This window comes from Mesorhizobium sp. B2-3-2 (assembly GCF_006442295.1).
In the GTDB taxonomy this organism is placed as follows: domain Bacteria; phylum Pseudomonadota; class Alphaproteobacteria; order Rhizobiales; family Rhizobiaceae; genus Mesorhizobium.
In genome coordinates, this window is sequence record NZ_VFWA01000003.1 from 475,494 (window position 1) to 499,742 (window position 24,249).

Annotated in this window: 23 protein-coding genes and 1 pseudogene; 11 read left to right on the top strand and 13 right to left on the bottom strand. The window is 64.1% G+C overall.

Translation table 11 applies throughout. The annotated features are described in order from the left end of the window. The 4 genes from FJ964_RS10935 (at position 1) to FJ964_RS10955 (ending at position 5,209) form a co-directional block, all read left to right on the top strand. On the top strand, positions 1-1,164 hold the full coding sequence (locus FJ964_RS10935) for an acyl-CoA dehydrogenase (RefSeq protein ID WP_140550395.1): 1,164 nt from the start codon (positions 1-3) through the stop codon (positions 1,162-1,164). A 3-nt stretch (positions 1,165-1,167) separates the two neighbouring features. Further along, on the top strand, positions 1,168-3,246 hold the full coding sequence (locus FJ964_RS10940) for an acetate--CoA ligase family protein (protein WP_140550396.1): 2,079 nt from the start codon (positions 1,168-1,170) through the stop codon (positions 3,244-3,246). Then, positions 3,239-4,021, top strand: a complete 783-nt coding sequence (locus FJ964_RS10945; RefSeq protein WP_140550397.1) for a carnitinyl-CoA dehydratase — start codon at positions 3,239-3,241, stop codon at positions 4,019-4,021. Before FJ964_RS10940 ends, FJ964_RS10945 begins: the two co-directional genes overlap by 8 nt. Positions 4,022-4,237: 216 nt before the next feature. Then, on the top strand, positions 4,238-5,209 hold the full coding sequence (locus FJ964_RS10955; protein ID WP_140550398.1) for an alpha/beta hydrolase: 972 nt from the start codon (positions 4,238-4,240) through the stop codon (positions 5,207-5,209). Positions 5,210-5,306: 97 nt separating this feature from the next. Here FJ964_RS10955 and FJ964_RS10960 read toward each other — a convergent pair whose 3' ends face one another. From FJ964_RS10960 to FJ964_RS10980, 5 genes are all read right to left on the bottom strand, one after another. Then, complete coding sequence (locus FJ964_RS10960) at positions 5,307-6,965, bottom strand: FAD-binding dehydrogenase (RefSeq protein ID WP_140550399.1); 1,659 nt, start codon at positions 6,963-6,965, stop codon at positions 5,307-5,309. 60 nt (positions 6,966-7,025) lie between these two features. Beyond that, complete coding sequence (locus FJ964_RS10965) at positions 7,026-8,012, bottom strand: Gfo/Idh/MocA family oxidoreductase (RefSeq protein WP_140550400.1); 987 nt, start codon at positions 8,010-8,012, stop codon at positions 7,026-7,028. Between the two features lie 131 nt (positions 8,013-8,143). After that, positions 8,144-8,719, bottom strand: coding sequence for a YceI family protein (locus FJ964_RS10970; protein WP_140550401.1), 576 nt, complete (start codon positions 8,717-8,719; stop codon positions 8,144-8,146). Between the two features lie 66 nt (positions 8,720-8,785). Continuing rightward, positions 8,786-9,358 carry a cytochrome b gene (locus tag FJ964_RS10975; protein ID WP_140550402.1) on the bottom strand — a complete coding sequence of 191 codons (573 nt, stop codon included), beginning with the start codon at positions 9,356-9,358 and terminating at the stop codon, positions 8,786-8,788. Between the two features lie 60 nt (positions 9,359-9,418). Beyond that, positions 9,419-10,309 carry a LysR family transcriptional regulator gene (locus FJ964_RS10980; RefSeq protein WP_140550403.1) on the bottom strand — a complete coding sequence of 297 codons (891 nt, stop codon included), beginning with the start codon at positions 10,307-10,309 and terminating at the stop codon, positions 9,419-9,421. Positions 10,310-10,405: 96 nt separating this feature from the next. Between FJ964_RS10980 and FJ964_RS10985 the strand changes: the two genes are divergently transcribed. Next, entirely contained in the window at positions 10,406-11,401 is a 996-nt protein-coding gene (locus FJ964_RS10985; protein WP_140550404.1) for an aldo/keto reductase, read from the top strand. Between the two features lie 103 nt (positions 11,402-11,504). Here FJ964_RS10985 and FJ964_RS10990 read toward each other — a convergent pair. From FJ964_RS10990 to infC, 7 genes and pseudogenes are all read right to left on the bottom strand, one after another. Then, positions 11,505-12,106 (bottom strand): annotated as a pseudogene (locus FJ964_RS10990) (nucleotidyltransferase family protein). Between the two features lie 48 nt (positions 12,107-12,154). Further along, positions 12,155-14,563: a phenylalanine--tRNA ligase subunit beta gene (gene pheT, locus FJ964_RS10995; RefSeq protein WP_140550405.1), complete on the bottom strand. Its 2,409-nt coding sequence runs from the start codon at positions 14,561-14,563 to the stop codon at positions 12,155-12,157. A gap of 43 nt (positions 14,564-14,606) precedes the next feature. Next, positions 14,607-15,704 carry a phenylalanine--tRNA ligase subunit alpha gene (pheS, locus tag FJ964_RS11000; RefSeq protein ID WP_140550406.1) on the bottom strand — a complete coding sequence of 366 codons (1,098 nt, stop codon included), beginning with the start codon at positions 15,702-15,704 and terminating at the stop codon, positions 14,607-14,609. A 144-nt stretch (positions 15,705-15,848) separates the two neighbouring features. After that, entirely contained in the window at positions 15,849-16,250 is a 402-nt protein-coding gene (gene rplT, locus FJ964_RS11005) for a 50S ribosomal protein L20 (protein ID WP_006201247.1), read from the bottom strand. Positions 16,251-16,341: 91 nt separating this feature from the next. Continuing rightward, the gene (rpmI, locus tag FJ964_RS11010; protein ID WP_006201248.1) at positions 16,342-16,545 is read right to left on the bottom strand and encodes a 50S ribosomal protein L35; all 204 of its coding nucleotides are present in this window, start codon (positions 16,543-16,545) and stop codon (positions 16,342-16,344) included. 239 nt (positions 16,546-16,784) lie between these two features. Next, on the bottom strand, positions 16,785-17,411 hold the full coding sequence (locus FJ964_RS11015) for an isoprenylcysteine carboxylmethyltransferase family protein (protein WP_140550407.1): 627 nt from the start codon (positions 17,409-17,411) through the stop codon (positions 16,785-16,787). Between the two features lie 144 nt (positions 17,412-17,555). Beyond that, positions 17,556-18,092, bottom strand: coding sequence for a translation initiation factor IF-3 (gene infC / locus FJ964_RS11020; RefSeq protein WP_140491142.1), 537 nt, complete (start codon positions 18,090-18,092; stop codon positions 17,556-17,558). 218 nt (positions 18,093-18,310) lie between these two features. Between infC and FJ964_RS11025 the strand changes: the two genes are divergently transcribed. The 4 genes from FJ964_RS11025 to FJ964_RS11040 all read left to right on the top strand — a co-directional run bounded on the left by FJ964_RS11025 (position 18,311) and on the right by FJ964_RS11040 (position 21,775). Further along, positions 18,311-19,075 carry an alpha/beta hydrolase gene (locus FJ964_RS11025; RefSeq protein ID WP_140550408.1) on the top strand — a complete coding sequence of 255 codons (765 nt, stop codon included), beginning with the start codon at positions 18,311-18,313 and terminating at the stop codon, positions 19,073-19,075. A gap of 2 nt (positions 19,076-19,077) precedes the next feature. Beyond that, a complete protein-coding gene (locus FJ964_RS11030) occupies positions 19,078-20,220 on the top strand; it encodes a benzoate/H(+) symporter BenE family transporter (protein ID WP_140550409.1) in 1,143 nt (380 codons plus the stop codon). A 117-nt stretch (positions 20,221-20,337) separates the two neighbouring features. Continuing rightward, positions 20,338-20,820: a DUF2852 domain-containing protein gene (locus FJ964_RS11035; protein WP_140550410.1), complete on the top strand. Its 483-nt coding sequence runs from the start codon at positions 20,338-20,340 to the stop codon at positions 20,818-20,820. Positions 20,821-21,022: 202 nt separating this feature from the next. Beyond that, positions 21,023-21,775, top strand: coding sequence for a M48 family metallopeptidase (locus tag FJ964_RS11040; RefSeq protein ID WP_140550411.1), 753 nt, complete (start codon positions 21,023-21,025; stop codon positions 21,773-21,775). A 98-nt stretch (positions 21,776-21,873) separates the two neighbouring features. On the opposite strand, the gene FJ964_RS11045 is transcribed toward FJ964_RS11040, so the two are convergent. Beyond that, positions 21,874-22,092, bottom strand: a complete 219-nt coding sequence (locus tag FJ964_RS11045; protein ID WP_140550412.1) for a hypothetical protein — start codon at positions 22,090-22,092, stop codon at positions 21,874-21,876. Between the two features lie 111 nt (positions 22,093-22,203). Here FJ964_RS11045 and FJ964_RS11050 point away from each other — a divergent pair, with 111 nt between their 5' ends. Together FJ964_RS11050 and trpB are read left to right on the top strand one after the other, a co-directional pair. Then, complete coding sequence (locus FJ964_RS11050) at positions 22,204-22,863, top strand: phosphoribosylanthranilate isomerase (RefSeq protein ID WP_140550413.1); 660 nt, start codon at positions 22,204-22,206, stop codon at positions 22,861-22,863. A gap of 88 nt (positions 22,864-22,951) precedes the next feature. Beyond that, positions 22,952-24,202, top strand: a complete 1,251-nt coding sequence (gene trpB, locus FJ964_RS11055) for a tryptophan synthase subunit beta (protein WP_140550414.1) — start codon at positions 22,952-22,954, stop codon at positions 24,200-24,202. Positions 24,203-24,249: the final 47 nt, after the last annotated feature.

Sequence of the window (24,249 nt, forward strand, 5' to 3'; positions counted from 1 at the left end):
ATGGATTTCGGTCTGTCGGAGGAACAGAAGCTCATTGTCGAGACGACGCGCGCCTTCGTCGAGAATGAGCTTTACCCGCATGAGCGCGAGGTCGAGCGCACCGGCGTGCTGCGTCGCGAACTGATCGAGGAACTCAAGGCCAAGGCGATCGAAGCCGGGCTCTATGCCGCCAACATGCCGGCCGACGTCGGCGGCGCCGGGCTCGATACGGTGACCTGGCTGCTCTACGAGAAGGAACTCGGCCGCGCCAATTATGCGCTGCACTGGACCTGCGTCGCGCGCCCCTCCAACATCCTTTTGGCCGGCACGCCGGAGCAGCGCGAAAAATATCTGTTTCCCTGCATCCGCGGCGAGAAATGGGACTGCCTGGCGATGACCGAACCGGGTGCCGGTTCGGACCTGCGCGGTATGAAGGCGACGGCCGTTCAGGATGGCGGCGATTGGGTGCTGAACGGCACCAAGCATTTCATCAGCCACGCCGATCTCGCCGACTTCGCCATCGTCTTCATGGCTTCGGGCGAAGAGGATTCGCCGCGCGGCAAACGCAAGAAGATCACCGCCTTCTTCGTCGACAAGGGCACCAAGGGGTTCACGGTGCGCGAGGGCTATCGCAACGTCTCGCACCGCGGCTACACCAACGCCATCCTGGAATTCGACGATTGCCGCCTTCCGGCAAGCCAGGTGTTGGGCGAAGTCCACAAAGGCTTCGACGTCGCCAATTCCTGGCTCGGGGCCACGCGCCTGCAGGTCGGCGCCACCTGTCTCGGCCGCGCGGAGCGGGCGCTTGGCCACGCGCTCGAATACGCCGCGCAGCGGCAGCAATTCGGCCAGCAGATCGGCAAGTTCCAGGGCGTGTCGTTCAAGCTCGCCGACATGGCGACGGAGCTCAAGGCCGCCGACCTGATGGTGTTCGAAGCCGGCTGGAAGTACGATCAGGGCACCGTCACCGACCAGGACATGGCCATGGCCAAGCTGAAGGCCACCGAAATGCTTGCCTTCGTCGCCGACGAAGCCATCCAGATCCATGGCGGCATGGGGCTGATGGACGACCTGCCGCTGGAGCGCATCTGGCGCGATGCGCGCGTCGAGCGCATCTGGGAAGGCACGTCGGAGATCCAGCGCCACATCATTTCGCGGGCGCTGCTGCGCCCGTTCGGAGCCTGATCGATGCACAAGCTTGAACGCCTTCTGCGCCCTAGATCGATCGCCGTGTTCGGCGGCGCGCAGGCCGCCGCGGTCGTGGCACAGTCGATCAAGATGGGCTTTGCCGGCGAGATCTGGCCGGTGCACCCGAGCAAGGACGAGGTCGCCGGCCGCAAGGCGTATCGTTCGGTCGCCGACCTGCCCGGCGCACCGGACGCCGCCTTTGTCGGCGTCAACCGACACCTGACCATCGAAGTGATCAAGGCGCTGGCCGAACGCGGCGCCGGCGGCGCGGTCTGCTTTGCCGCCGGTTTCCTCGAAACCGAAGCCTATGACGCCGATGGCGAGCGGCTGCAGGCCGAACTGGTCGCCGCCGCCGGCCAGATGCCGATCATCGGGCCGAACTGCTACGGTCTGATCAACTATGCCGACGGCGCGCTTTTGTGGCCCGACCAGCATGGCGGCATCAGGCTGGCCGACGGGGGCAAGGGGGTGGCCATCATCACCCAGTCGTCCAACATCGCAATCAACATGACGATGCAGAAGCGCGGCCTGCCGATCGCCTTCCTGATGACCGCCGGCAACCAGGCGCAGACCGGGCTCTCCGAAATGGCGCTCGGGCTGATCGAGGACGAGCGCGTCACCTCGCTCGGCCTGCACATCGAGGCTTTCGATTCGGTAGCCGGCTTCGAGCGGCTGGCGGCACGTGCGAGGGAATTGAAAAAGCCGATCATCGCCATGAAGGTAGGCCGCTCGGAACAGGCCAGGCAAGCGACCGTCTCGCACACCGCGTCACTCGCCGGCTCCGACGCAGCGTCCGGGGCCTTCCTGAAACGCCTGGGCATCGCGCGCGTCGATTCCATCCCCGCCTTCATCGAGGCGCTGAAGCTGCTGCATGTCACCGGCCCGCTGCCCGGCTACAGCCTGTCATCGATGAGCTGTTCGGGCGGCGAGGCGTCGGTCATGGCCGACAGCGCCGAAGGCCGCTGGGTCAACTTCCCGGTGCTGACGGAAGAACACCGCGCCCATGTCAAGTCGACGCTCGGGCCACTGGTCGCGGTCGCCAATCCATTGGACTACCACACCTTCATCTGGAACAACGAACCGGCAATGACCGCCACCTTCACCGCCATGGTGTCGGGCGGCTTTGATTTGAACATGCTGGTGCTCGACTTTCCGCGCCCGGACCGCTGCTCGGTGACCGACTGGTGGGCGACGCTGCGCGCCTTCGAATCGGCGCTCAAGACCAACAAGGCGCATGGCGCGATCGTCTCGTCACTGCCCGAGAACCTGCCCGAGGAATACACCGCCGAGCTGATGGCGCGGGGCATGGTGCCGTTATTCGGCATCTCCGAGGCGATGGATGCCGCCCAGGCGGCCGCCTTCATTGGCTGGGCCTGGCGCGAGCCGCAGGCGCAGCCGGTCGACACCTCCGCCTCCGGTGCTGCCGGCGGCGGGCATGTCACGCCCGACGAGGCGCAAGCCAAGGCGCGGCTGATCAAGGCCGGGCTGCCCGTGCCCAAGGGCGAGCGCGCCGGCAGTGCCGTCGAGGCGGTGATCTCGTCCATGGCGCTCGGCTTCCCCGTCGCACTGAAGGCGCTGGGTGTCACCCACAAATCCGAGGTCGGCGCTGTCAGGCTCAACCTCAGGGACGCCGAATCCGTCAGCACGGCGGCGCACGACCTTTTGCCGCTCGGCACGGGCCTCTATGTCGAGCGCATGGTGCGCGACGGCGTCGCCGAGCTGATCGTCGGCTTCACCCGCGATCCAATGTTCGGCGCTGTCATGACGCTGGGCACCGGCGGCGTCCTGGTCGAGCTCTTGCGCGACAGCGTGACGCTGATGCTGCCGGCGACGCGCGACGACATCGAGGCCGCACTTCGCGGCCTCAAACTGTTCCCGCTGCTCGAAGGCTACCGTGGCCGGCCCAAGGCCGATATCGCGGCCGCCATCGACGCCATCTCGGGCATTGCTGCCTTCGTGCAGACGAATGCCGGCGAGATCGAGGAACTCGACATCAATCCGCTGATCGTCTGCGCGGAAGGCAAGGGCGCCTGGATCGCCGACGCGCTTCTGGTGCTGGGAGAAAACAAGAATGCCTGACGTCATTTCGACCCGCCGTGAAGGTTCGATCCTCGAGGTCACGCTCGACCGGCCCAAGGCCAACGCCATCGACCTCAAGACCTCTCGGCTGATGGGGGAGACCTTCAAGGCGTTCCGCGACGATCCGGAACTGCGGGTCGCCATCGTCAAGACCGCAGGCGACAAGTTCTTCTGCGCCGGATGGGATCTGAAGGCGGCCGCCGGCGGCGATGCGGTCGACGGCGATTATGGCGTTGGCGGGTTTGCCGGGCTGCAGGAACTGCGCGACTTGAACAAGCCGGTCATCGCCTGCGTCAACGGCATGGCGGTGGGCGGCGGCTTCGAACTGGCGCTGTCCTGCGACCTCATCTACGCCTCCGACCATTCCTCCTTCGCGCTGCCGGAGATCCGCGCCGGCACGCTTGCCGACGCCGCGACCATCAAGCTGCCGAAGCGCATCCCCTACCATGTCGCCATGGACCTTTTGCTCACCGGCCGCTGGATGGACGTTGCCGAGGCGCATCGCTGGGGCCTGGTCAACGAGGTGCTGCCGAAGGAGAAGCTGGAAGACCGTGTCTGGGAGATCGCCCGCCTGCTCGCCAGCGGCCCACCGCTTGTCTTCGCCGCGATCAAGGAAACCGCGCGCGTGGCGGAAGCGCTCACCTTCCAGGACGCGATGAACAAAGTGACGCGCCGGCAGTTAGCGACGGTGGACGCGCTTTATGGTTCTGAGGACAACATGGAAGGTTTTCGGGCCTTCGCCGAAAAGCGCGACCCGGTTTGGAAGGGGAAGTGACTCTGCGGAGATGACAGCGCCAAGCACCCCCCTCTGCCCTGCCGGCCATCTCCCCCTCAAGGGGGGAGATTGGCAGCTTCAGGCTCGGCGCTTTTCCGGCGACGTAGAAGGTTGGCGAAAGCCTTCGCGACATCCGATCTCCCCCCTTGAGGGGGAGATGGCCGGCAGGCCAGAGGGGGGCGCGCAGACTCGACGTTGGCAATTGGCCCAGTCAAGATGACCGATTACAAAATCCTCATCGACGCCGAGACCCGGGCCTTCATCGAGCGGACCAGTTCCTATTATCCGCCGGATACGATCGACTACACGATTGCCGAACAGCGCGAGATCTATGACCGCATGTGCCGGGAGTTCTTTGCCGGCTATCCCGAGGGGGTGACAGCGGAAACCACCGCTATTGCGGGGCCGGCGTGCAATATCCCGATCCGCATCTACCGCAGCGCATCGCAGGCCACGGCAACGGTGCTCTATTGCCACGGCGGCGGTTTCATCCTTGGCGGGCTCGACAGCCATGACGACGTCTGTGCCGAGCTTTGCGGCCGCACCGGCTATGAGGTGGTCTCGGTCGACTACAGGCTGGCGCCGGAGCATCTGCATCCGGCCGCCTTCGACGACGCGATGAACGCCTTCGAATGGGCGGCAGCTTCCTATGCGCAACCGGTCCTGCTGTGTGGCGACAGCGCCGGCGGCAATCTCTGCGCGGCGGTCAGCCATGCCACGCGCGGCCACGCGAAGAGGCCGATCGGGCAGGTGCTGATCTATCCAGGGCTCGGCGGCGACCGTTCGCGCGGTTCCTATGTGAGGCACGCCGAAGCGCCGATGCTGACCACGCGCGACCTGGAATTCTACAAGCACATCCGTACCGGCGGCGTGGACCAGACCGGCGACATCACCTTGTATCCGCTCGCCGACGCCGATTTCGCCAACCTGCCGCCAACGGTGCTGATCACCGCCGAGTGCGACCCGCTGTCGTCGGACGGCGAGGCCTATCGCGACCGGATCGTTGCGGCCGGCGGGCGGGCCACTTGGCTGGAGGAGAAAGGGCTGGTGCACGGCTATCTCAGGGCGAGGCACACGGTCGGCCGCGCCCGCGCCAGCTTCACGCGCATCGTCGAGGCGGTGTCGGCGCTCGGCAAGGGGCGAGTGGATCTGGTGAGAGCTCCTCGCATGGGAATTGACAGAAGATGACCAAGCCAGCGTGTGCCGGAAATCCGTTCGGCCGGCCGGTCTGATCGCGCGGCTTATCCGCAATGCAATCCTGTCCCGAAATGCGGCTGTCCGGAGTTCAGGCCACCGAACGCGCCGCCGCCCGGCCGGCGCTGCGGCCGGAGAAGATGCAGCCTCCCAGGAACGTGCCTTCCAGCGCCGCATAGCCATGCACGCCGCCGCCGCCGAAACCGGCGGCTTCGCCGACCGCATAGAGGCCCTGAACCGGCTCGCCATCCGCTCTCAGCACGCGGCTTTCGAGGTCGGTCTGCAGGCCGCCCAGCGTCTTGCGGGTCAGGATGTTGAGGCGGACCGCGATCAGCGGGCCGTTGGCGGGATCGAGCATCTTGTGCGGCTTGGCCGTGCGGATCAGCCGGTCGCCGAGATAGGCCCGCGCACCGTGCAGCGCGGTGATCTGCATGTCCTTGGAAAAGGGATTGTCGAGCTGCCGGTCGCGGGCGCGGATCTCGCGCTCGACTTGCGCCACGTCGAGCAGCGGTTCACCGCCGGCCAGCTTGTTCATGCGCGCCACCAGATCGGGCAGTTCGGCCTCGATGATGAAATCCTCACCCTTGTCCATGAACGCTTTGACGGGCCCCGGAATGCCTGATGTGGCGCGGCCGAGCACCTGGCGCCAGCTCTTGCCGGTCAGGTCCGGGTTCTGCTCGGAGCCCGACAACGCGAACTCCTTCTGGATGATTTTTTTGGTCAGGATGAACCAGGAATAATCGAAGCCGGTGCTCATGATGTGGCTGAGCGTGCCGAGCGTATCGAAACCGGGGTAAAGCGGCACCGGCAGGCGCTTGCCGCGCGCGTCGAGCCACAGTGAGGACGGACCGGGCAGGATGCGGATCGCATGGTCGGTCCAGATCGGCGCCCAGTTCCTGATGCCCTCGACATAGTGCCACATGCGATCGCGGTTAATGACGCTGCCGCCGGCGTTTTCCGTGATCGCCAGCATGCGGCCGTCGACATGATCGGGCACGCCGGTGATCATGCGCCTGGGTGCCCCACCCAGCCGTTTGGGCCAGTTTTCCCGGACCAGCTGATGGTTGCCGCCGATGCCGCCGGAAGCGACGATCACGGCCTGCGCACGAAGCTCGAAATCACCTGATATCTCACGCGAGCTTTTGTGGCCGCGTTCCACGGTGCTCGGCTCGAGGATGTCACCTCGCACACCGGTCACGGCGTTGCCGGTCCGCGTCAGTTCGTTGACCCGATGACGGAATTTGAAGCAGATCAATCCGCGCTTCTCGGCCTCGCGTACGCGCAGCACGAAGGGCTCGAGCACGCCGGGACCGGTGCCCCAGGTGATGTGGAAGCGCGGCACGGAATTGCCATGGCCGATGGCATTGCCGCCGCCGCGCTCGGCCCAGCCGACCACGGGAAAGAATTTCATGCCGCGCTCGAGCAGCCAGGAGCGCTTCTCGCCGGCAGCGAAGCCGACATAGGCTTCCGCCCATTGGCGCGGCCAGTGATCCTCCGGCCGGTCGAAAGCGGCGGTGCCCAGCCAGTCCTCGAGCGCCAGCTCGTGCGAATCGCGGATGCGCATGCGCCGCTGCTCGGGCGAATCGACGAGGAACAGGCCGCCGAACGACCAGAAGGCCTGGCCCCCCAGCGACTGTTCCGGCTCCTGGTCGACGATGACGACCTTCTTGCCGGCCTCGGCCAGCTCCGCCGCGGCAACCAGCCCGGCAAGGCCGGCGCCGACAATGATCACATCCGCGTCGTCAGCCAATTCCCCCTCCCCTTAGCTGGCTAATGTATGGATCCCGAACCGGATTTATATCAATGCTGGTCAGACCGCCTCCCAGCCGTCCTTGCCCCCGGCGCGGAAGATGGCGTCGATGACCTTCTGGTTGAGCACGGATTCCTCCAGCGTGAAGACCCGCTCCTTGCCGCCCTGGGCCGCCCGCGCGAAGGTCTCGACCTCCAGCCGATACTGCTGCGTGCCGGGAAATCGGAACACCTGCGCCTCGGTGTGGTTCTGATTGTGCAGCTCGATGCGGTGGTGATCGTAGAGCCCGGCATTGAAGGGCGAGAACACCTCGATGAACCCGTTCTCGCCATGGAACACCATCACCTGGCGCGCGGCCATCTGGGTGGAGAGATAGAAGGACAGTTCGAAGTCGCCGAAATCGGCGCGGATCGAGGAATAGATGTCGGTGCCGAATTTTTTGTCGCGCTCGATCGTCGCTTGCACGCGCAGCGGTTCCTTGCCGGTGGAAAAGCGCGTCGACACGGTCGGGTAGACGCCGATGTCGGGCAGCGCGCCGCCGCCGAGATCGAGCTGGTTTCGCATGTTGTTGGGGTCGACATTGTAATAGGAAAACGCGCCCTGGACGTGGCGCAGCCGGCCGATGGCGCCGCTGGCGATGAGGTCGCGCACCTTGATCCATTGCGGGTGGTAGACGACCATGAAGGCTTCGCAGACCAGCACCTTCTTCTGGTCGCGCAGCTTGATCAGCGGCGGGATGTCCTTGGCGTCGAGCGCCAACGGCTTTTCGACCAGCACATGTTTTCCCGCCTGGATGGCCTTGGCCGTCCATTCGACATGCTGCGATGTCGGCAGCGGGATATACACGCCGTCAACCTCCCTCGAGGCGAGCAACTCCTCATAGGAACCGAAAGCATGCGGCGCGCCGAAGCGGTCGGCCAGCGCACGAGCCTTCGAGTGATCGCGGCTGGCGATGGCGGACAGCACGCCATTCTCCGCCTCCACGATCGCCGGCAAAAGCTGCTCGCGGCCGATCTTGGCCGTCGACAATACACCCCATCGGAACATCAGGCTTCTCCATGTCGATTATGTCGATGGAGGTGTGCCCTAATTCAGGGAAAAAGCCAATCTGCGCCGCCGTCATCTGCGCTGCATCGCTTCGTTTCTTGCTTCGCCTCGGCATGACCAACTCGCCAAGGCTAACTCCTCTTTCCCGTCAGCGTCATGTCGAAGTCGACGACATTGGAATAGAGCGGCGTGCCAACATCCATGCCGTAGCGCGACCGCAGCACCTTGCCGGTGACGTGGAATTTGATCGTGCCGGACTTGAGGCTGTCGAGCTCGGCGGTGAACTTTTCCGCAAACGTCTTGCCGCGCGCCGTCAGCCGGCCGGTGACGAGGGCCGTCCTATCGCCGGTGCGGGTCACGCTGGTCGAGCGGAACTGGATTTCGGGGCTGTTGGCCGCGTCGAACACCGCGTCGGAGCGCAGGAAGGCGTCGATGCGGCCCTGGCCGGTGCCGACGCTTTCGGGAAAGATGGTGAGGTCGACCTTCGAGCGCCCGACATCGCTGTTGTCGATGCGGATCGTTCCCTTGAAGCGGGCGAAGGAGCCATCGAACCCGCCGCCGCCGGCCTTGCCGATGGTGAAGCGGATCGAGGAGGCAGCCTGGCTGATCGTATAGCTGCCGGCGGCATCGCCAAGGACAACTGCTGCCCAGGCGGGCAAGGCAAGGCAAGTGGCAAGGACCGCCGATCCGAGGATGCGCGCATACATGAGATTATTTCCTTTTTGGAGGCAACGCTCTTCGCGCCTCGCTTACAAACGAGGCCAAAACCCGTTCTATTCCCGGCCTGAGGAAGGCGTGACGATGCGCGCGAGCACATCGTCCTTCAGCCGGAAATGATGGCGCAATGCCGCTGCGACATGCAGCGCCACGAGCGCGGCGGCGGCATAGGCGAGATACCAGTGCGCAGCCGCCCAGAAATTTTCGGCGGCGTCGGATTCGGCAAGCGGCAGATTGGGCATCACGAACAGGTTGAACGGCATGCTGGGGATCTCCAGCGTCGAGACCGAGACCAGCGCCCAGCCGGACAGAGGCAGAGCAAGCTGGAAAGCGTAAAGCGCCAGATGAGCGAGCGGCGCCGCCCGGCGCTCCAAGGTTCCGACCGAGGAAGGCAAGGCCGGCGCCGCATTGCCGAGCCGCCAGGCGATGCGCAGGATGACAAGGCCGAGCAGCAGGAATCCCAGCGACTTGTGCAACTGGATGAGCTCGAAAGCCGCGCGCTGGCTGCTGATGCGGACCATCACGAAACCGAGTGCGAACTGGCCGATGAAGACCAGCCCGATCAGCCAGTGAAGCAGGATTGCCGCCCAGCCGTAGCGGGTCGGGGTATTTATGATCGAAGCTCGCATGGAAGGCGAACGAATGCCGCGTCGGCTTTCTTCCACCCTCCCTACAAGGGAGAGGAGAGCCTATCCGCTCACCTTGAAGAAATCGACAAAAGCCCTGAGCGCCGGACGCATCTGGCGGCGGCTCGGATAGTAGACGAAGAAACCGTCGAAGGATGGACACCAATCCTCCAGCACGCGAACGAGCCGGCCATCGCGGAGCGGCCCGCGGACATAATCCTCGAAGACGAAGGCAAGCCCGGTCCCGTCGACCGCCGCCTGGGCGATCAGTTGGTCTTCGTCGAGAATCAACGGTCCCTCGACCGCCAACTCGATCTCCTCGCCATCCTTGGCGAATTCCCAGCGATAGAGAATACCGCTGGAGAAGCGGAAGCGGATGCAGCGATGGTCGGACAAGTCACGCGGATGGCGCGGCCTGGGCATGGTGTCGAAATAGGAGGGAGCACCGACCACGGCGCCGCGGATATCGGGCCCGATGCGCACCGCGATCATGTCGCGTTGCAGGCTTTCGCCAAGCCGCACGCCGGCATCGAAACCGCCTTCCACCACGTCGGTGAAGCGGTCCTCGATGACGATCTCCAGTACGATATCGGGATAGGCTGATGCAAAGGCGCCGAGCCGTGGCGTCAGCACCAGGTGTGCTGCCGTGCGCGGCACGCTGAGCCGCAGATTGCCGGCCGGCCGGTCGCGCGCTTCGACCGCCGTCTCCAGCGCCAGATCGATCTCCGACAGGGCCGGCCGCAATCGTTCCAGCAACCGCGCGCCCTCTTCGGTCGGGGCAACGCTGCGGGTGCTGCGTGCCAACAGCCGCACGCCAAGCCGCGCCTCAAGGCTGGATACGGCATGGCTGACCGCCGACGGCGCGATCGCCAGTTCCCTGGCCGCGCCGCGAAAGCTGCCGCATTGGGCAACAGTTGCCAGCACCGCAAGCTGTGAAAGATGTGCTCGGTTCATTGATCTATTTTCTCGAATGCCCCGTGCACATATGAGCCGATTATCGAACATAAGGCAAGGCGCTATCTCCTGAGCATCGCAACAAGGAGACGCGTGATGAAAACCCGCAAACTCGGTACTGAACTGGAAGTTTTCCCGGTCGGCCTCGGCTGCATGGGCATGAGCTTTGGCTATGGCGGCCAGCCGGAAGCCGAGGCGATCGCCACCTTGCATCGCGCCGTCGAGATCGGCGTCAATTTCTTCGACACGGCGGAGGTCTACGGGCCCTACGAGAACGAGATCCTGCTCGGCAAGGCGCTGAAGCCGGTGCGCGAGAAGGTGACGATCGCCACCAAATTCGGCTTCAAGATCCTGGAGGAAGGCACCGGCACCGATCGGATGGCGGGTGTCGACAGCCGCCCCGAGCACGTCAAGGCCGTCGCCGAGGCGTCGCTGAAGCGGTTGGGCACCGATGTCATCGATCTCTACTACCAGCACCGCGTCGACCCGAACGTGCCGATCGAGGATACGGTCGGCGCCATGGCCGAGCTGGTGCGCGAAGGCAAGGTGCGCGCGCTCGGCCTTTCGGAAGCGAGTGCCGCCACCATCCGCCGGGCGCATGCGGTGCATCCGATCGCGGCCGTGCAGAGCGAATACTCGCTGTGGAGCCGTGACCCCGAGGACGATGTGTTCGCCGTCTGCCGCGAACTCGGCATCGGCTTCGTTCCCTACAGCCCGCTCGGCCGTGGCCTGCTCACCGGCACGATCGCCAAGCCGGAAACGCTTGATGACAACGATTGGCGCCGTACCTTGCCGCGCTTCCAGGCCGACGCCATGGAAGCCAATGCCAAGGTTGTCGCTACGCTGGAGAAGCTGGCGACCGAAAAGGGGGTGACCTCGGCGCAACTGGCGCTGGCCTGGGTGCTGCACCAGGGCGATTTCATCGTGCCGATCCCCGGCGCGCGGAAAATCCGCCATCTCGAGCAGAACACGGCGGCGGCGGCGATCGAGCTGAGCACGGCGGAGGTTGCGGCGATCGGCGATGCCCTGTCGCCCGACAAGGTCATGGGCAAGCGCTACACCGAGGAATTGCTGGCGTTGGTGAATGGGTGAGGAGTCTCGGCGCCTTTGGCTGAGGCGTTGGTGCGAGACGCCCCCCTCTGCCCTGCCGGGCAGAGGGGGATGCCTCGCTCAGACATTCTTGATCTGTGCGCCCCTACCACGGCACTACCGTGATCTCCGGCCAGTTCGCCTTGGCTCGTGCCCCCTTCACCTCATGCGTTCGCCGATTGTCCATTACCCGGTTCGGCGTGATGCGGAACGAGAAGACGTCGTCGAGACCGAACGGCGCCACAAGTTCCAGTTGACCATCCGCGTCGTATCGCAGCCCGACCGCATGCGTCTTCGACGCAAAGAACCGGACCGACTCGCTCGAACTCGTGTAACGCGGACAGGGCCGCCCGAACTTCTGCGGGTACCACAAATGCACCCGCGCCTGGTTGCGCACCTCGACCGGCAGGGGCAGCCTTGGAAGTGCTTCGCCGCCCGGCGGATGACGGCGTCTTCGGCCTCGTAGGACAGGTCGCTGTCGTCGAAATAGAACAGGTCGACATCCTTGATGCCATAACCCGACGGCTTCCCCGTCAGATGGTTCCAGACCGAGTTGTAGAGCACGCCGGAGACCACCAGCCAGTCGGGCAGAGCAAGGCGACGTGCCCGAGCCAGAGCGTCATGGAGCAAGACGTCCTTCGACACGACATCGAGAAACGCAGCACGCTGTGTTTCGAACGGGAGCCCGGAATAGCGCAGATGGTCCATCGCCCTTTGGAGGGCGATTCGCCACGTTCCCGCAATCCCGGAAAGAGGCTATGCCCTGAGCACGCCTCCGGTCTGCTTGCCGACATTCTCGACGATGCGCTTGGCCAGAGCCTCGAAATCCTCGTCGGTCAGCGTCTTCTCGACCGGCTGGATCGACACTTCGATGGCGATGGACTTCTTGCCCTCGCCCAGTGACGCACCCTCGAAAACATCAAAGACCGAGACGCCGGTGACCAGCTTCTTGTCCGCGGCGAGCGCCGCGCGTACCAGCGTGCCGGCCTCGACCGCCTTGTCGACGACGAAGGCGAAGTCGCGCTTCACCGCCTGGAAGGCGGAGAGATCCAGCCTGGGCTTGGTTTTCGTCGGCTTTGCCTTGGGCTCGGGCACGGCATCGACATACACTTCGAAGCCGCAGAGCGGGCCGGAGACGTCGAGGCCTTCCAGCGTTTTGGGATGAAATTCACCGAACGTGCCGAGCACCGTCTTCGGTCCGAGCTTGATCGTTCCGGAGCGACCAGGATGGTACCAGGACGGGCCGCCGGCCTCGATCTGCAGCCGCTCGACCGGCGCGCCGCAGGCTTCCAGTGCGGCGATGGCATCAGCCTTGGCGTCGAACACGCCGACCGGACCGGAATTGCCAGCCCAGTTGCGGCCGGAACCGTCGAGCTTGGCGGTGCCGCGCCGCACGCCGGCGGCGACGCGCCGTTGCTGGTCGGCGCCGTCGCCCTCATAGGTGCCGGAGACCTCGAACAACGCCACGTCGCCAATGCCCTTGTCGGCATTGCGCTGGGCGGCTGCGATCAGGCCGGGCAGCAGCGAGGGCCGCATGTCGGACATGTCGGCGGCGATCGGGTTGGCGAGCTTGAGCGACGCCTGCCCGCGGCCGAACAGTTCGGCGTGCCTGGCGGGGATGAACGACCAGGTGACCGCCTCCATCATGCCGCGCACGGCCAGCGCCCGCTTGGCCGCGCGAGTGCGGATCTGCAGCGTCGTCAGGATCTTGCCGTTAACCGCGTCATGCGCACCGAGCGGCTGCGAAGCGATGTTGTCGACGCCATGGATGCGCATTACCTCCTCGACCAGGTCGGCCTTGCCGTCGACATCGGGGCGCCAGGACGGCACTGCGATATTGACGACATCGCCCGAGCCCTCAGGCTTGAAGCCGAGACGCGTGAGAATATCGAGGCTTTCCGCCGTCGGCACTTCTATGCCGGTCAGCCGCTTCACTTCCGACAGCGGGAAGGAGACGATCTTGGGCTGATGGCCGGCATAGCCGGCCACCTCGATTTCCGTCGGCGTGCCGCCGCAGAAATCGAGCACCAGCCGGGTCGCGAGCTCAACGCCCGGCACCATGAATTCGGGGTCGACCCCGCGCTCGAAACGATAGCGGGCATCGGTGATGATGCCGAGCGCACGCCCGGTGCGGGCCGTGGTGATCGGGTCCCAGAGTGCGGATTCGATCAGCACGTCGGTCGTGTTCTCGTCGCAGCCGGAACGCTCGCCGCCCATGATGCCGGCGATCGATTCCACGCCATTGTCATCGGCGATGACGCACATCTCCGGCGTCAACGTGTATTCGCGGCCGTCGAGCGCCAGTACCTTTTCGCCATCCCTGGCGCGGCGTACGACGAGATTGCCGGCGACCTTGCCTGCATCGAAGACATGCAGCGGGCGGCCACGATCGAAGGTGACGTAGTTGGTGATGTCGACCAGCGCGCTGATGGGCCTGAGGCCAATGGCGATCAGCCGCTGCTGGAGCCATTTCGGCGAGGGACCGTTCTTGACGCCCTTGACCAGGTTGAGCGCGAAGCCGGGGCAGAGTTCCGGCGCTTCGATCGTCACCTTGACGGGGCACATTCCATTGCCGACATGCGGCATGATTGCGCCGCCGACGAGGCGGCCGAGACCGCTCGCCGCGAGATCCCGGGCGATGCCGTAGACGCTGGTGGCATCCGGTCGGTTGGGCGTCAGATTGATCTCGATGACCGGATCGTCGAGATGGGCATAAGCGGCGAAGCTGGTGCCGACCGGCGCATCCTCGGGCAGGTCGATGATGCCGTCGTGCTCGTCGGAAAGCTCCAGCTCGCGCTCGGAACACATCATGCCGTGGCTTTCGACGCCCCGGATTTTGCCGACCGTCAGCGTCACGTCGATGCCGGGCACATAGGTGCCGGGCGCGGCGAAGGCGCCGATCAGGCCCGCGCGTGCATTGGGGGCGCCGCACACGACCTGCACCGGCGGCTTGCCGTCGCCGGTGTCGACGGTCAGCACCCGCAGCCGGTCGGCGTCGGGATGCTGCACCGCCGTCAACACCCTGGCGATGACAAAGGGCTTCAGGCTCGCCTTGTCGTCGACATGCTCGACCTCGAGGCCGATCGAGGTCAGCCGCTCGACGATCTCATCGAGCGAAGCATCGGTCTCGAGGTGATCCTTGAGCCAGGAGAGGGTGAATTTCATGATGCTGTTCCGTAATGTATCGCAGCAGGAAGGGTCTTGGCTCTCACGCGCTCAAGCCTCCGAACAAGGTCGGCATGTCGAGCGGCCGGAAACCGTAATGCGACAGCCAGCGCACATCGGCATCGAAGAAGGCGCGCAGGTCCGGCATGCCGTATTTCAGCATGGCGATGCGGTCGATGCCCATGCCCCAGGCAAAGCCCTGGTACTCGTCCGGATCGAGCCCACCGGCCCTCAGCACGTTGGGGTGCACCATGCCGCAGCCGAGGATCTCCATCCAGTCGGAGCCTTCGCCGAAGCGCACCTCGCCGGGCCGCGAGCGGTCGCATTGGATATCGACCTCGAGGCTTGGCTCGGTGAACGGGAAGAAGGACGGCCGGAAGCGCATTTTGACCGACGGCACCTCGAAGAAGGCCTTGCAGAACTCTTCCAGCACCCATTTCATGTTGGCGACGTTGGCCGATTTGTCGATCACCAGCCCTTCGACCTGATGGAACATCGGCGAGTGGGTGGCGTCGGAATCCTGCCGATAGGTCTTGCCCGGAATGACGATGCGGATCGGCGGCTTCTGCTTCTCCATGGTGCGGATCTGCACCGGCGAGGTGTGGGTACGCAACAGCTTGCGCTCGCCCTTCTCGTCCGGCTGGAAGAAGAAGGTGTCGTGCATCTCGCGCGCCGGATGGCCTTCCGGGAAATTCAACGCGGTGAAATTGTAATAGTCGGTCTCGATGTCGGGCCCTTCGGCGATGGCGAAGCCGAGATCGCCGAAGATCGCCGCGATTTCGTCGATGACCTGGCTGATCGGATGGATGCGGCCGCGCTCGGCCGGCGACTGCCGCACCGGCAGTGTCACGTCGACCTTTTCGGCGGCGAGCCGGGCGGTGATGGCGATATCCCTGAGTTCCGCCTTGCGCGCGGTGAGCGCCTCGGTGACACGGTTCTTGAGGCCGTTGATGGCGGGGCCTTTGACCTGGCGCTCCTCGGCGCTCATCGAGCCGAGCGTCTTCAGCATTTCCGAGATCGATCCCTTCTTGCCCAGCGCCGCGACGCGCACGGCTTCTATCGCGGCCTCATCAGCAGCCGACGCTATGTCGGCGAGCAGCGAAGCTTCCAGGGTTTCAAGATTTCCAGCGGTGGCGTTCACGGCGAAACTCTCTCGATCGGGCAACCCACCATCACCGGGCGTGTCACCAATTTGGTTACATCAGGCATAAGAAAAAAACCCGCGCCAGCCGTGCCAGCGCGGGTTCCCCAAATCAGAATTTCGAATGCTTGGGAAGCGCTGGTCCTAGGCGACAGCGCTTTCAAAAGCATTCGGGGTGGTGTTCTTGAGGTACTCAAGAGCAACCTTGGCCTTGGCGACGAGCGCGGCGAAAGCCTGCGGCTCGTGGATGGCCATGTCCGACAGGATCTTGCGATCGATCTCGATGCCAGCCTTGTTGAGGCCGTCGATGAAACGGCCATAGGTCAGGCCGTGCTCGTGGGTCGCGGCGTTGATGCGCTGGATCCACAGGGCGCGGAACGAGCGCTTGCGGTTCTTGCGGTCGCGGTAAGCGTACTGCAACGACTTTTCCACCGCCTGCTTTGCGATGCGGATGGTGTTCTTGCGGCGGCCGTAGAAGCCTTTCGCGGCTTTCAGGACCTTCTTGTGCTTGGCGTGCGAGGTGACGCCTCTTTTTACGCGTGCCATGTCATGATCTCCTTAAAAGCAATTCCAGGAAAAGTGCCTTGCGGTTTTCCGTTCGGAATTGCGTAAAACAAATTCGTGTTCGGCCGAATGCTCAGAGGCCGTTCGGCAGAAAATTCTTGATGACCTTCTTGCCATCCGGTTCAGCCAGAACCATCGTGCCGCGGGCATTTCGAATGAACTTGTTGGAACGCTTGATCATGCCGTGACGCTTGCCGGCCGCAGCCGACAGGACTTTACCCGTACCGGTGATCTTGAACCGCTTCTTGGCGGCCGATTTGGTCTTCATCTTGGGCATTTTGCTACTCCGTTTCTATGAGGTCCCTGTCGTGCCTGCGGCACTTCACGCCTCTTGTTTTGTTCGCTTCGGGCCGACCAAAGCCCGAAAAGCAAATGAAACCGCCACGGCATGCCCTGCCGGGCGGTTTTCTTGGAACGGCGGTCCTATACGTCAAAGCAGGCGGCTGTGCAACACCCCCCGCACCACACCCCCGCGCCGCGCTTTACCGACGCCGGGATGCGTCGCTCGGTCCTCGATCAGGGGAGCGTAAACAACACCGGCAGCATACCCGACTGCTGGGCGCCGTCGATCAGTTCGAAGGCTGGCAGCGCGATGAGGAATACCAGGCCGTCGAGAAGTGTGTTCAACAGCAGACGCGGCTTGAAGTTGCCGGTGTCGCCCTCCTGGTAGAGGGAAAGCTTCGGGAAAAAGCGCGGCACTCTTGCCAGATAGGCCTGATAGGGCGCGCCGAGCGCTTCCTTGAGGAATTTCTCCTCGCGCAGGATGACGATATGGAAGGCGCCCGCACACAGGACAGCGAACAGAATGATGCCGGAAAACGAGCCGATCTGCGCGCCGACGCCGGCCGCGGCCACGGTCGAGAACACATAGAGCGGGTTGCGGGTGATCGAATAGGGCCCGCCCGTCACCACTTCGGAAGATTTGCGCCCACCTATGTAGAGTGTTGACCAAAGGCGCCCGACGATGCCCAGGAAAATCAGCAGCACGCCGAACATCTCGATCGTTTCATGCATCGCCGTGTCGGGCGGGAAGGTCGATTGCCCGAACAGCAGGGCTGCGAAGAGCACCACCACGAGCACGGCAAGCACCAGCCTGCGGGTGCGCTGGTAGCTACCCAGCCCGTATTTGAGTTTTTTGTCCAAGGGAGGAATCCGATCGTCGAAGAGCTTTGCCGGCGATCGCAGCTTTGAGCCAAGAAATAAGGCGTCCCGCCGATCGCCGGGACGCCCTGTAGCACAATTCAGGCGGATTTAGAGCGCGATGTCCGAGCCTGACGTCATCGTGATCTAGCGCGGCGCCAGCACCATCATCATCTGGCGGCCTTCGAGCTTCGGCTCCGCTTCCACCTTGGCGATGGTAGCCACTTCCTCGCGCACCTTGTTCAGAAGCTGCATGCCGAGCTCCATATGCGCCATCTCGCGGCCGCGGAAGCGCAATGTCAGCTTGACCTTGTCGCCTTCCTCGAAGAAGCGGCGCACCGCCTTCATCTTGGTCTCATAGTCGTGGCTGTCGATGTTGGGGCGCATCTTGATCTCCTTGATCTCGATGACCTTCTGGTTCTTGCGCGCCTCGGCCGCCTTCTTCTGGTTGGCGTATTTCAACTTGCCGAGATCGAGGATTTTTACGACGGGCGGCTGCGCGTTGGGCGATATCTCGACGAGATCGAGCCCTGCCTCTTCGGCGAGCAGCAATGCGTCGTTGATGGAAACATCGCCACGGTTTTGGCCTTCGGCGTCGATAAGCTGGACCCGGGGAACCCGGATGTCACGATTGGAGCGCGGCCCATCCTTGGTCGGCGCCGCTGCTTTGAAAGGTCTGCGAATGGTCGTGGTCTCCTTGGCCGTTTCGTTCTGGATTTGCAGGTCTTGATATGTGGACGCGCCAATGTGGGGAGCGCGCGGGCGGAGTCAATAGCACAGCATTGACAGAAAATCACCTGATCGCTGCCTGCACCAAACAAAGAAAGATCGCGAGCACTTTTCGCCACGCCACAGGCTGTGTCACAAGACCCTGCGCCGAACGACGGCGCGAGGAAAAAGCCATGACTGCCCCTGTCTTTCTGGATGTCGACGGATCGAACATCGCGGTGCGCCATATTGCGGGCGCGACGCCTGGCGTCGTCTGGCTCGGCGGCTACAAGTCGGACATGATGGGCACGAAGGCTGAAACGCTATCGGATTGGGCGGCAAAAGAAGGCCGCGCCTTCCTGCGTCATGACTATTCCGGACACGGCGAATCCGGCGGCGCCTTTGCCGACGGCACGATCTCGAAATGGCTTTCGCAAAGCCTGGCCGTGTTCCGGCATTTCGCCAGCGGCAGCCAGATCCTGGTCGGCTCGTCGATGGGCGCCTGGATCGCGCTGCGCATGGTGCAGGAATTGCGCAAGGCAGGCGAGGCAAGCGTCGTCGGCCTGGTGCTTCTGGCGCCGGCGCCGGATTTTACCGCGGAACTGGTCGAACCGGCGCTGACCAAGGCGCAGAAGCGCGACCTTGCCAAAAAAGGCTTCTTCGAGGAGCCGTCGGACTATTCCACCGAGCCCTACATCTACACGCGCGCCCTGATCGAGGATGGGCGCGACAACCTGGTCATGACCGGCCCGCTCGACACGCATTGCCCCGTCCACATCGTGCAGGGGCTGGCCGATCGGGACGTGCCGTCGAGCCATGCGCTGAAGCTGGTCAGCCTGCTGCCGGCCGACGATGTGACGCTGTCGCTGATCCCCGACGGCGACCACCGGCTGTCGCGGCCGCAGGATCTCGACATGCTGGTGCGGGCGGTCGGCGACATGGCCGGGCGGGGCAAGTGACGATGCGCCTTTCCATCCCGGTCTCAGCTTTTGTCGCGGCCATCGTCGGTTTCGGCGGCACGCTGGCCATCGTCATTGCCGCCGCCCACGCGGTCGGCGCGACGCAAATTCAGACGGCGAGCTGGGTGACCACCATCTGCCTGGCCATGGCGGTAGAAAGCCTGTGGCTGTCCTGGCGAACGAAGATGCCCGTCATCACCGCCTGGTCGACGCCGGGCCTGGCGCTGATGGCGGCGTCGAGCGGCTTTTCGATCGGCGAGGCCGTCGCCGCCTTCATCGTTACCGCCATTCTTTTGGTCGCCACCGGGCTGTTTCGGCCGTTGACGAAACTGATCTCGGGGATACCGCCCTCGGTCGCTTCAGGAATGCTGGCCGGCATTGTCGTCACCTTCGCCCTCAACGCGGTCAAGACTGTTCCCGTCGACCCCTGGCTGATCCTGCCGTTGATCGCTGCCTTCTTCGTCATCCGCCTGTTCAATCCGGCGCTGTCGGTGCTGGCAGTGCTGGTCGGCGGCGGGCTCGCCGCGTTTCTCACCGGCCGCGTCGGCGGTTTGCCCACTCCTGAACTGTCGACGCTCACTGTGATTGCGCCTGTGTTCACCGGCAAGGCGATAATCGGCCTGGCAGTGCCGCTCTACCTGGTCACCATGGCTTCGCAGAACCTGTCGGGCCTCGCCGTGCTGCGCGCCGCCGGCTACCATCCGGAACCCGGTCCGCTGATCGGCATCACCGGCCTGTTTTCGCTGCTTTCGGCGCCGTTCGGCGGCTCGACCACCAATCTGGCGGCAATTTCGGCGGCTATCTGCACCGGGCTCGACGTTCATCCCGATCCCGCCGAGCGCTGGAAGACAGGGCCGTTCTATGCGCTTGCCTACCTGATCTTCGCGATTTTCGGCGCTTCTCTGGTGGCGATCTTCGCCGTCCTGCCGCAGAGCCTGATCGTGCTGGTTGCGGGTCTTGCGCTGATGGCCTCGCTGGCCAACGCGCTGGCGATCGCGCTCAGGGACGAAAGCGAGCGCATGGCCGCCACCGTCACTTTTGTCGTCACCGCCTCCGGGCTGACCTTGTTCGGCGTCGGCGCCGCATTCTGGGGACTGATTGCCGGGCTGGTCGTGCTTTTCCTCGATATGCTCAAAAAGCGATAATCATTTCAGCAGCTTGTCCGGTTTTAGCCGACATTGTCTTGAATCGCCGTTTTTGCCTTCCCATTTCGATTCCACGCAGCCGGTCCTGGCTGTCTCCAACCGAAGGAATGGGAGAAAATGAACACATCTGCATTGATCCGCCCGGCCTGGACGCCGGCAACCATCGCGTTGATGGTGATCGGCTTCATGGTGTTCTGGCCGCTCGGCTTCGCCATGCTCGCCTACATCATCTGGGGCGACCGGCTCGAGGGCTTCAAGCGTGACGTCAACCGCGCGACCGACGGCATCTTCGCCGGCTGCCGCCGCGGTTCCGACAAAGCCGCGCGCTGGGGCCACGGCTCCGCCCGCACCGGCAACGTCGCGTTCGATGACTGGCGCGAAAAGGAGCTTGAGCGCCTGGCAGAGGAACGCCGCAAGCTCGACGAGATGCTGACCGAGTTCGACGACTACGCCCGCGAATTGCGTCGCGCCAAGGATCAGGACGAGTTCGATCGCTTCATGGCCAACCGCAACAAGTCGACCGCGCCGGCGAAATCCGACCCAAGCACCGGCACGGCCCCCACCAAGCGCGGCAAGGGCTCGAACCTGCTTGACGACTGAAGCCCGGCGCATGTCTCCGAGAACCGGAACCGATTTTCGGAGAGGGTCGCGCGCCACTTTTAAGTGCTACACTGTCGCTTGTGCGTCCCACAGGACGCGTGGCGCGGCAGGGCAGAGCTGATTGCAAAAAAACGGCGCCGCGCGAGCGGCGCCGTTGCTTTTTTGTTCTATTCGTTTTTCTCGAATCGCGTATCGTCCGGCCATGACCCTCGGATTCTTCCGCAATCTGACGAAGCCCAAGCCTGTCGTGGAGCGCGAATATTGCGTCGCCGGCCGCACGCTGCCGCTCAAGATCGTCGAGAGCGACAGGGCGCGCCGTCTGACGCTGCGCATCGATTCCGGCGGCCAGGGTCTGCGTATCACCGTGCCGCCGGGCCTGCGTCGCGGCGAGGTGGAGCGGTTCCTCGACCGTCATCAGGACTGGCTGGAGCAGCGGCTGGCCAAGGTGCCGACGCGGCCGCAGGTACGGCCGGGCATCAAGATACCCGTACGCGGCGTGCCGCATCGCATCGTCCATGAACCGTCAAAGCGCGGCACCGTCACCGTGTCGCGCGACGAGCGCGGCCCGCTGCTGGTCGTGCATGGCGAGCGCATCCACCTGCCGCGCCGCATCGCCGATTTTTTGAAACGCGAGGCCAAGAAGGAGATCGAGAAGCTGGTGGCCAGGCACACCGAGGCGCTTGGCAAGCGCGCCAAGGCGATCCGCTACAAGGACACGTCCAGCCGCTGGGGCTCGTGCACCTCCGAAGGCAATTTGTCCTTTTCCTGGCGCATCATGATGGCGCCGCCGCCCGTCATCAACTACCTCGTCGCGCATGAAGTGGCGCATCTGAAAGAGATGAACCACGGCCCGAAATTCTGGAAATTGTGCGAAAAGCTCTGCCCCGACACCGACCGCTGCAAGGACTGGCTGAAGCGCAATGGCGGCGCCCTGCAGGCGATTGTGTTTGAATAGAATAACGCGTCGCTCAGAGGCGGCCGTCGATTAAATGGCTAGGTAGCGTTCCTTCGCCCCCCGCTGCCCTGCCGGGCATCTACCAGGGCGCAAATCGCTCAATCGTCATTCGCCGCATTCAGCTCCTCCGGCCGCAGCCCCTCTTCGGCGTGATGCGGCCAGGGCAAAAAATTCCGGTCGAATGCGTCGCCGCCGAAATAGTCGAGCGCCCGATGCGCCTCGGCGCCGTTGAAGGCGGCCTTCTCCATCAGATGCGCAATCACTTCGCGCGCCTGCGCGATCTTCTGCCTGAGTTCGGCAACGGTTCTGTCGGCCATGATGTTCTCCCGCCTTGCATGCTTCCCATGAATAGGTAGCGCCTTTGGCCTTGCCGGCAAACAGCATGCTTTTTCTCGACTCTGCCTCGATTTCATGCCAATTCCCGCGCCATGGCACTCGACATCAAGATCTGCGGCTTGAAGACCGACCAGGCAATGGCCGCGGCGCTGGCCGGCGGCGCCAGCCATGTCGGCTTCATTTTCTTTGCCAAGAGCCCGCGTTACGTCGAACCCGCCGAAGCCGGGCGGCTGCGCGAAGCCGCCCGCGGCAAGGCTTTGGCGGTTGCCGTTACCGTCGACGCCAATGATGCCATCCTGGACGAGATCATCGACCGCGTGCGCCCGGACATGCTGCAGCTCCATGGTTCGGAAACGCCAGAGCGCGTGGCCGAACTGAAAGCCCGCTATGGCCTGGCGGTCATGAAAGCGCTGCCGCTCAGCGAAGCCGCCGATCTCGAGCGCATCAAACCGTTTGTCGGGGTCGCGGACCGGTTCCTGTTCGACGCTAAGCCGCCGAAGGGGTCCGAACTGCCGGGCGGCAATGGCGTTGCGTTCGACTGGCGCATCCTGGCCGGCCTTGACGCCGGGCTCGATTACATGCTTTCCGGTGGGCTCAACGCCGCCAATATCGGCGATGCCCTTCGGCTTGCCAGCCCGCCCGGAATTGATATTTCCTCCGGCGTGGAAAGCGCGCCGGGCGTCAAGGATCCGGCGCTGATCGAGCAGTTTTTCCGGGCCGTCAAGGCAGCGCGAGACGACCGCGCCGCCTGACCGGCTCAAACCCGAGCATGTCCCGGAAAGTGGAACCGGTTTTCGACAAGACATGCTCAACTAAAATCGAGATGCCAGGAGATCGGCGATGAACAAGCCGGCGACACCCAATTCCTTCCGTACGGGACCCGACGAACAGGGCATGTTCGGCATTTTCGGGGGTCGTTTCGTTGCCGAAACGCTGATGCCGTTGATCCTCGACCTCGAACGGCACTGGAACGAGGTCAAGAACGATCCGGATTTCAGGGCTGAGCTCACCGATCTTTCGACCCATTATGCTGGACGGCCGTCGAAGCTTTATTTCGCCGAGGGCCTGACGAAACATCTTCGTGAGGTTTCCTCCGCGAAGGGCCTCGGGGGCGGCGCAAAGGTTTATTTCAAGCGCGAGGACCTGAACCATACCGGTTCGCACAAGATCAACAATTGCCTCGGCCAGATCCTGCTGGCCAAGCGCATGGGCAAGACGCGCATCATCGCCGAGACCGGAGCCGGCCAGCACGGCGTGGCGTCGGCCACCGTCGCTGCCCGTTTCGGCTTTCCCTGCGTCGTCTATATGGGTGCCACCGACGTTGCCCGCCAAAGCCCCAACGTGTTCCGCATGAAGCTGCTCGGCGCCGAAGTGCGGCCGGTGACCGCCGGCCACGGCACGCTGAAGGACGCCATGAACGAAGCCCTTCGTGATTGGGTGACCAATGTCGAGGACACTTATTACCTGATCGGCACCGCGGCCGGCCCGCACCCCTATCCGGAGCTGGTGCGGGACTTCCAGTCGGTGATCGGTTCGGAGGCGCGCGCGCAGATCCTCGAGCAGGAGGGCCGGCTGCCCGACACCATCATTGCCGCCGTCGGTGGCGGTTCCAATGCTATCGGCCTGTTCCATCCGTTCCTCGACGACAAGGATGTCCGCATCATCGGCATCGAGGCTGGCGGGCGTGGCCTCGACGGCGTCGAACACTGCGCCTCGATGAATGCCGGCGCGCCGGGCGTGCTGCATGGCAACCGCACCTATCTCCTGCAAAATGCCGACGGCCAGATCATGGACGGCCATTCGATCTCGGCCGGCCTGGACTATCCCGGCGTCGGGCCGGAGCATTCCTGGCTGCGCGATTCTGGCCGCGTCGAATATGTGCCGATCCTCGACGACGAAGCGCTGGAGGCCTTCAAGCTGACCACGCGCGTCGAAGGCATCATCCCGGCGCTCGAATCGGCGCACGCCATCGCCCATGCGGTGAAGATCGTGCCCGCCATGGACAAGGACCAGATCGTCATCGTCAACCTGTCCGGCCGCGGCGACAAGGACGTGCATACGGTTGCCTCGATGCTGGGCATGGAGATCTAGGCCCGTTGGACAGTTTCGATTTGGGAGTTGATTATGAGCAAAATTCG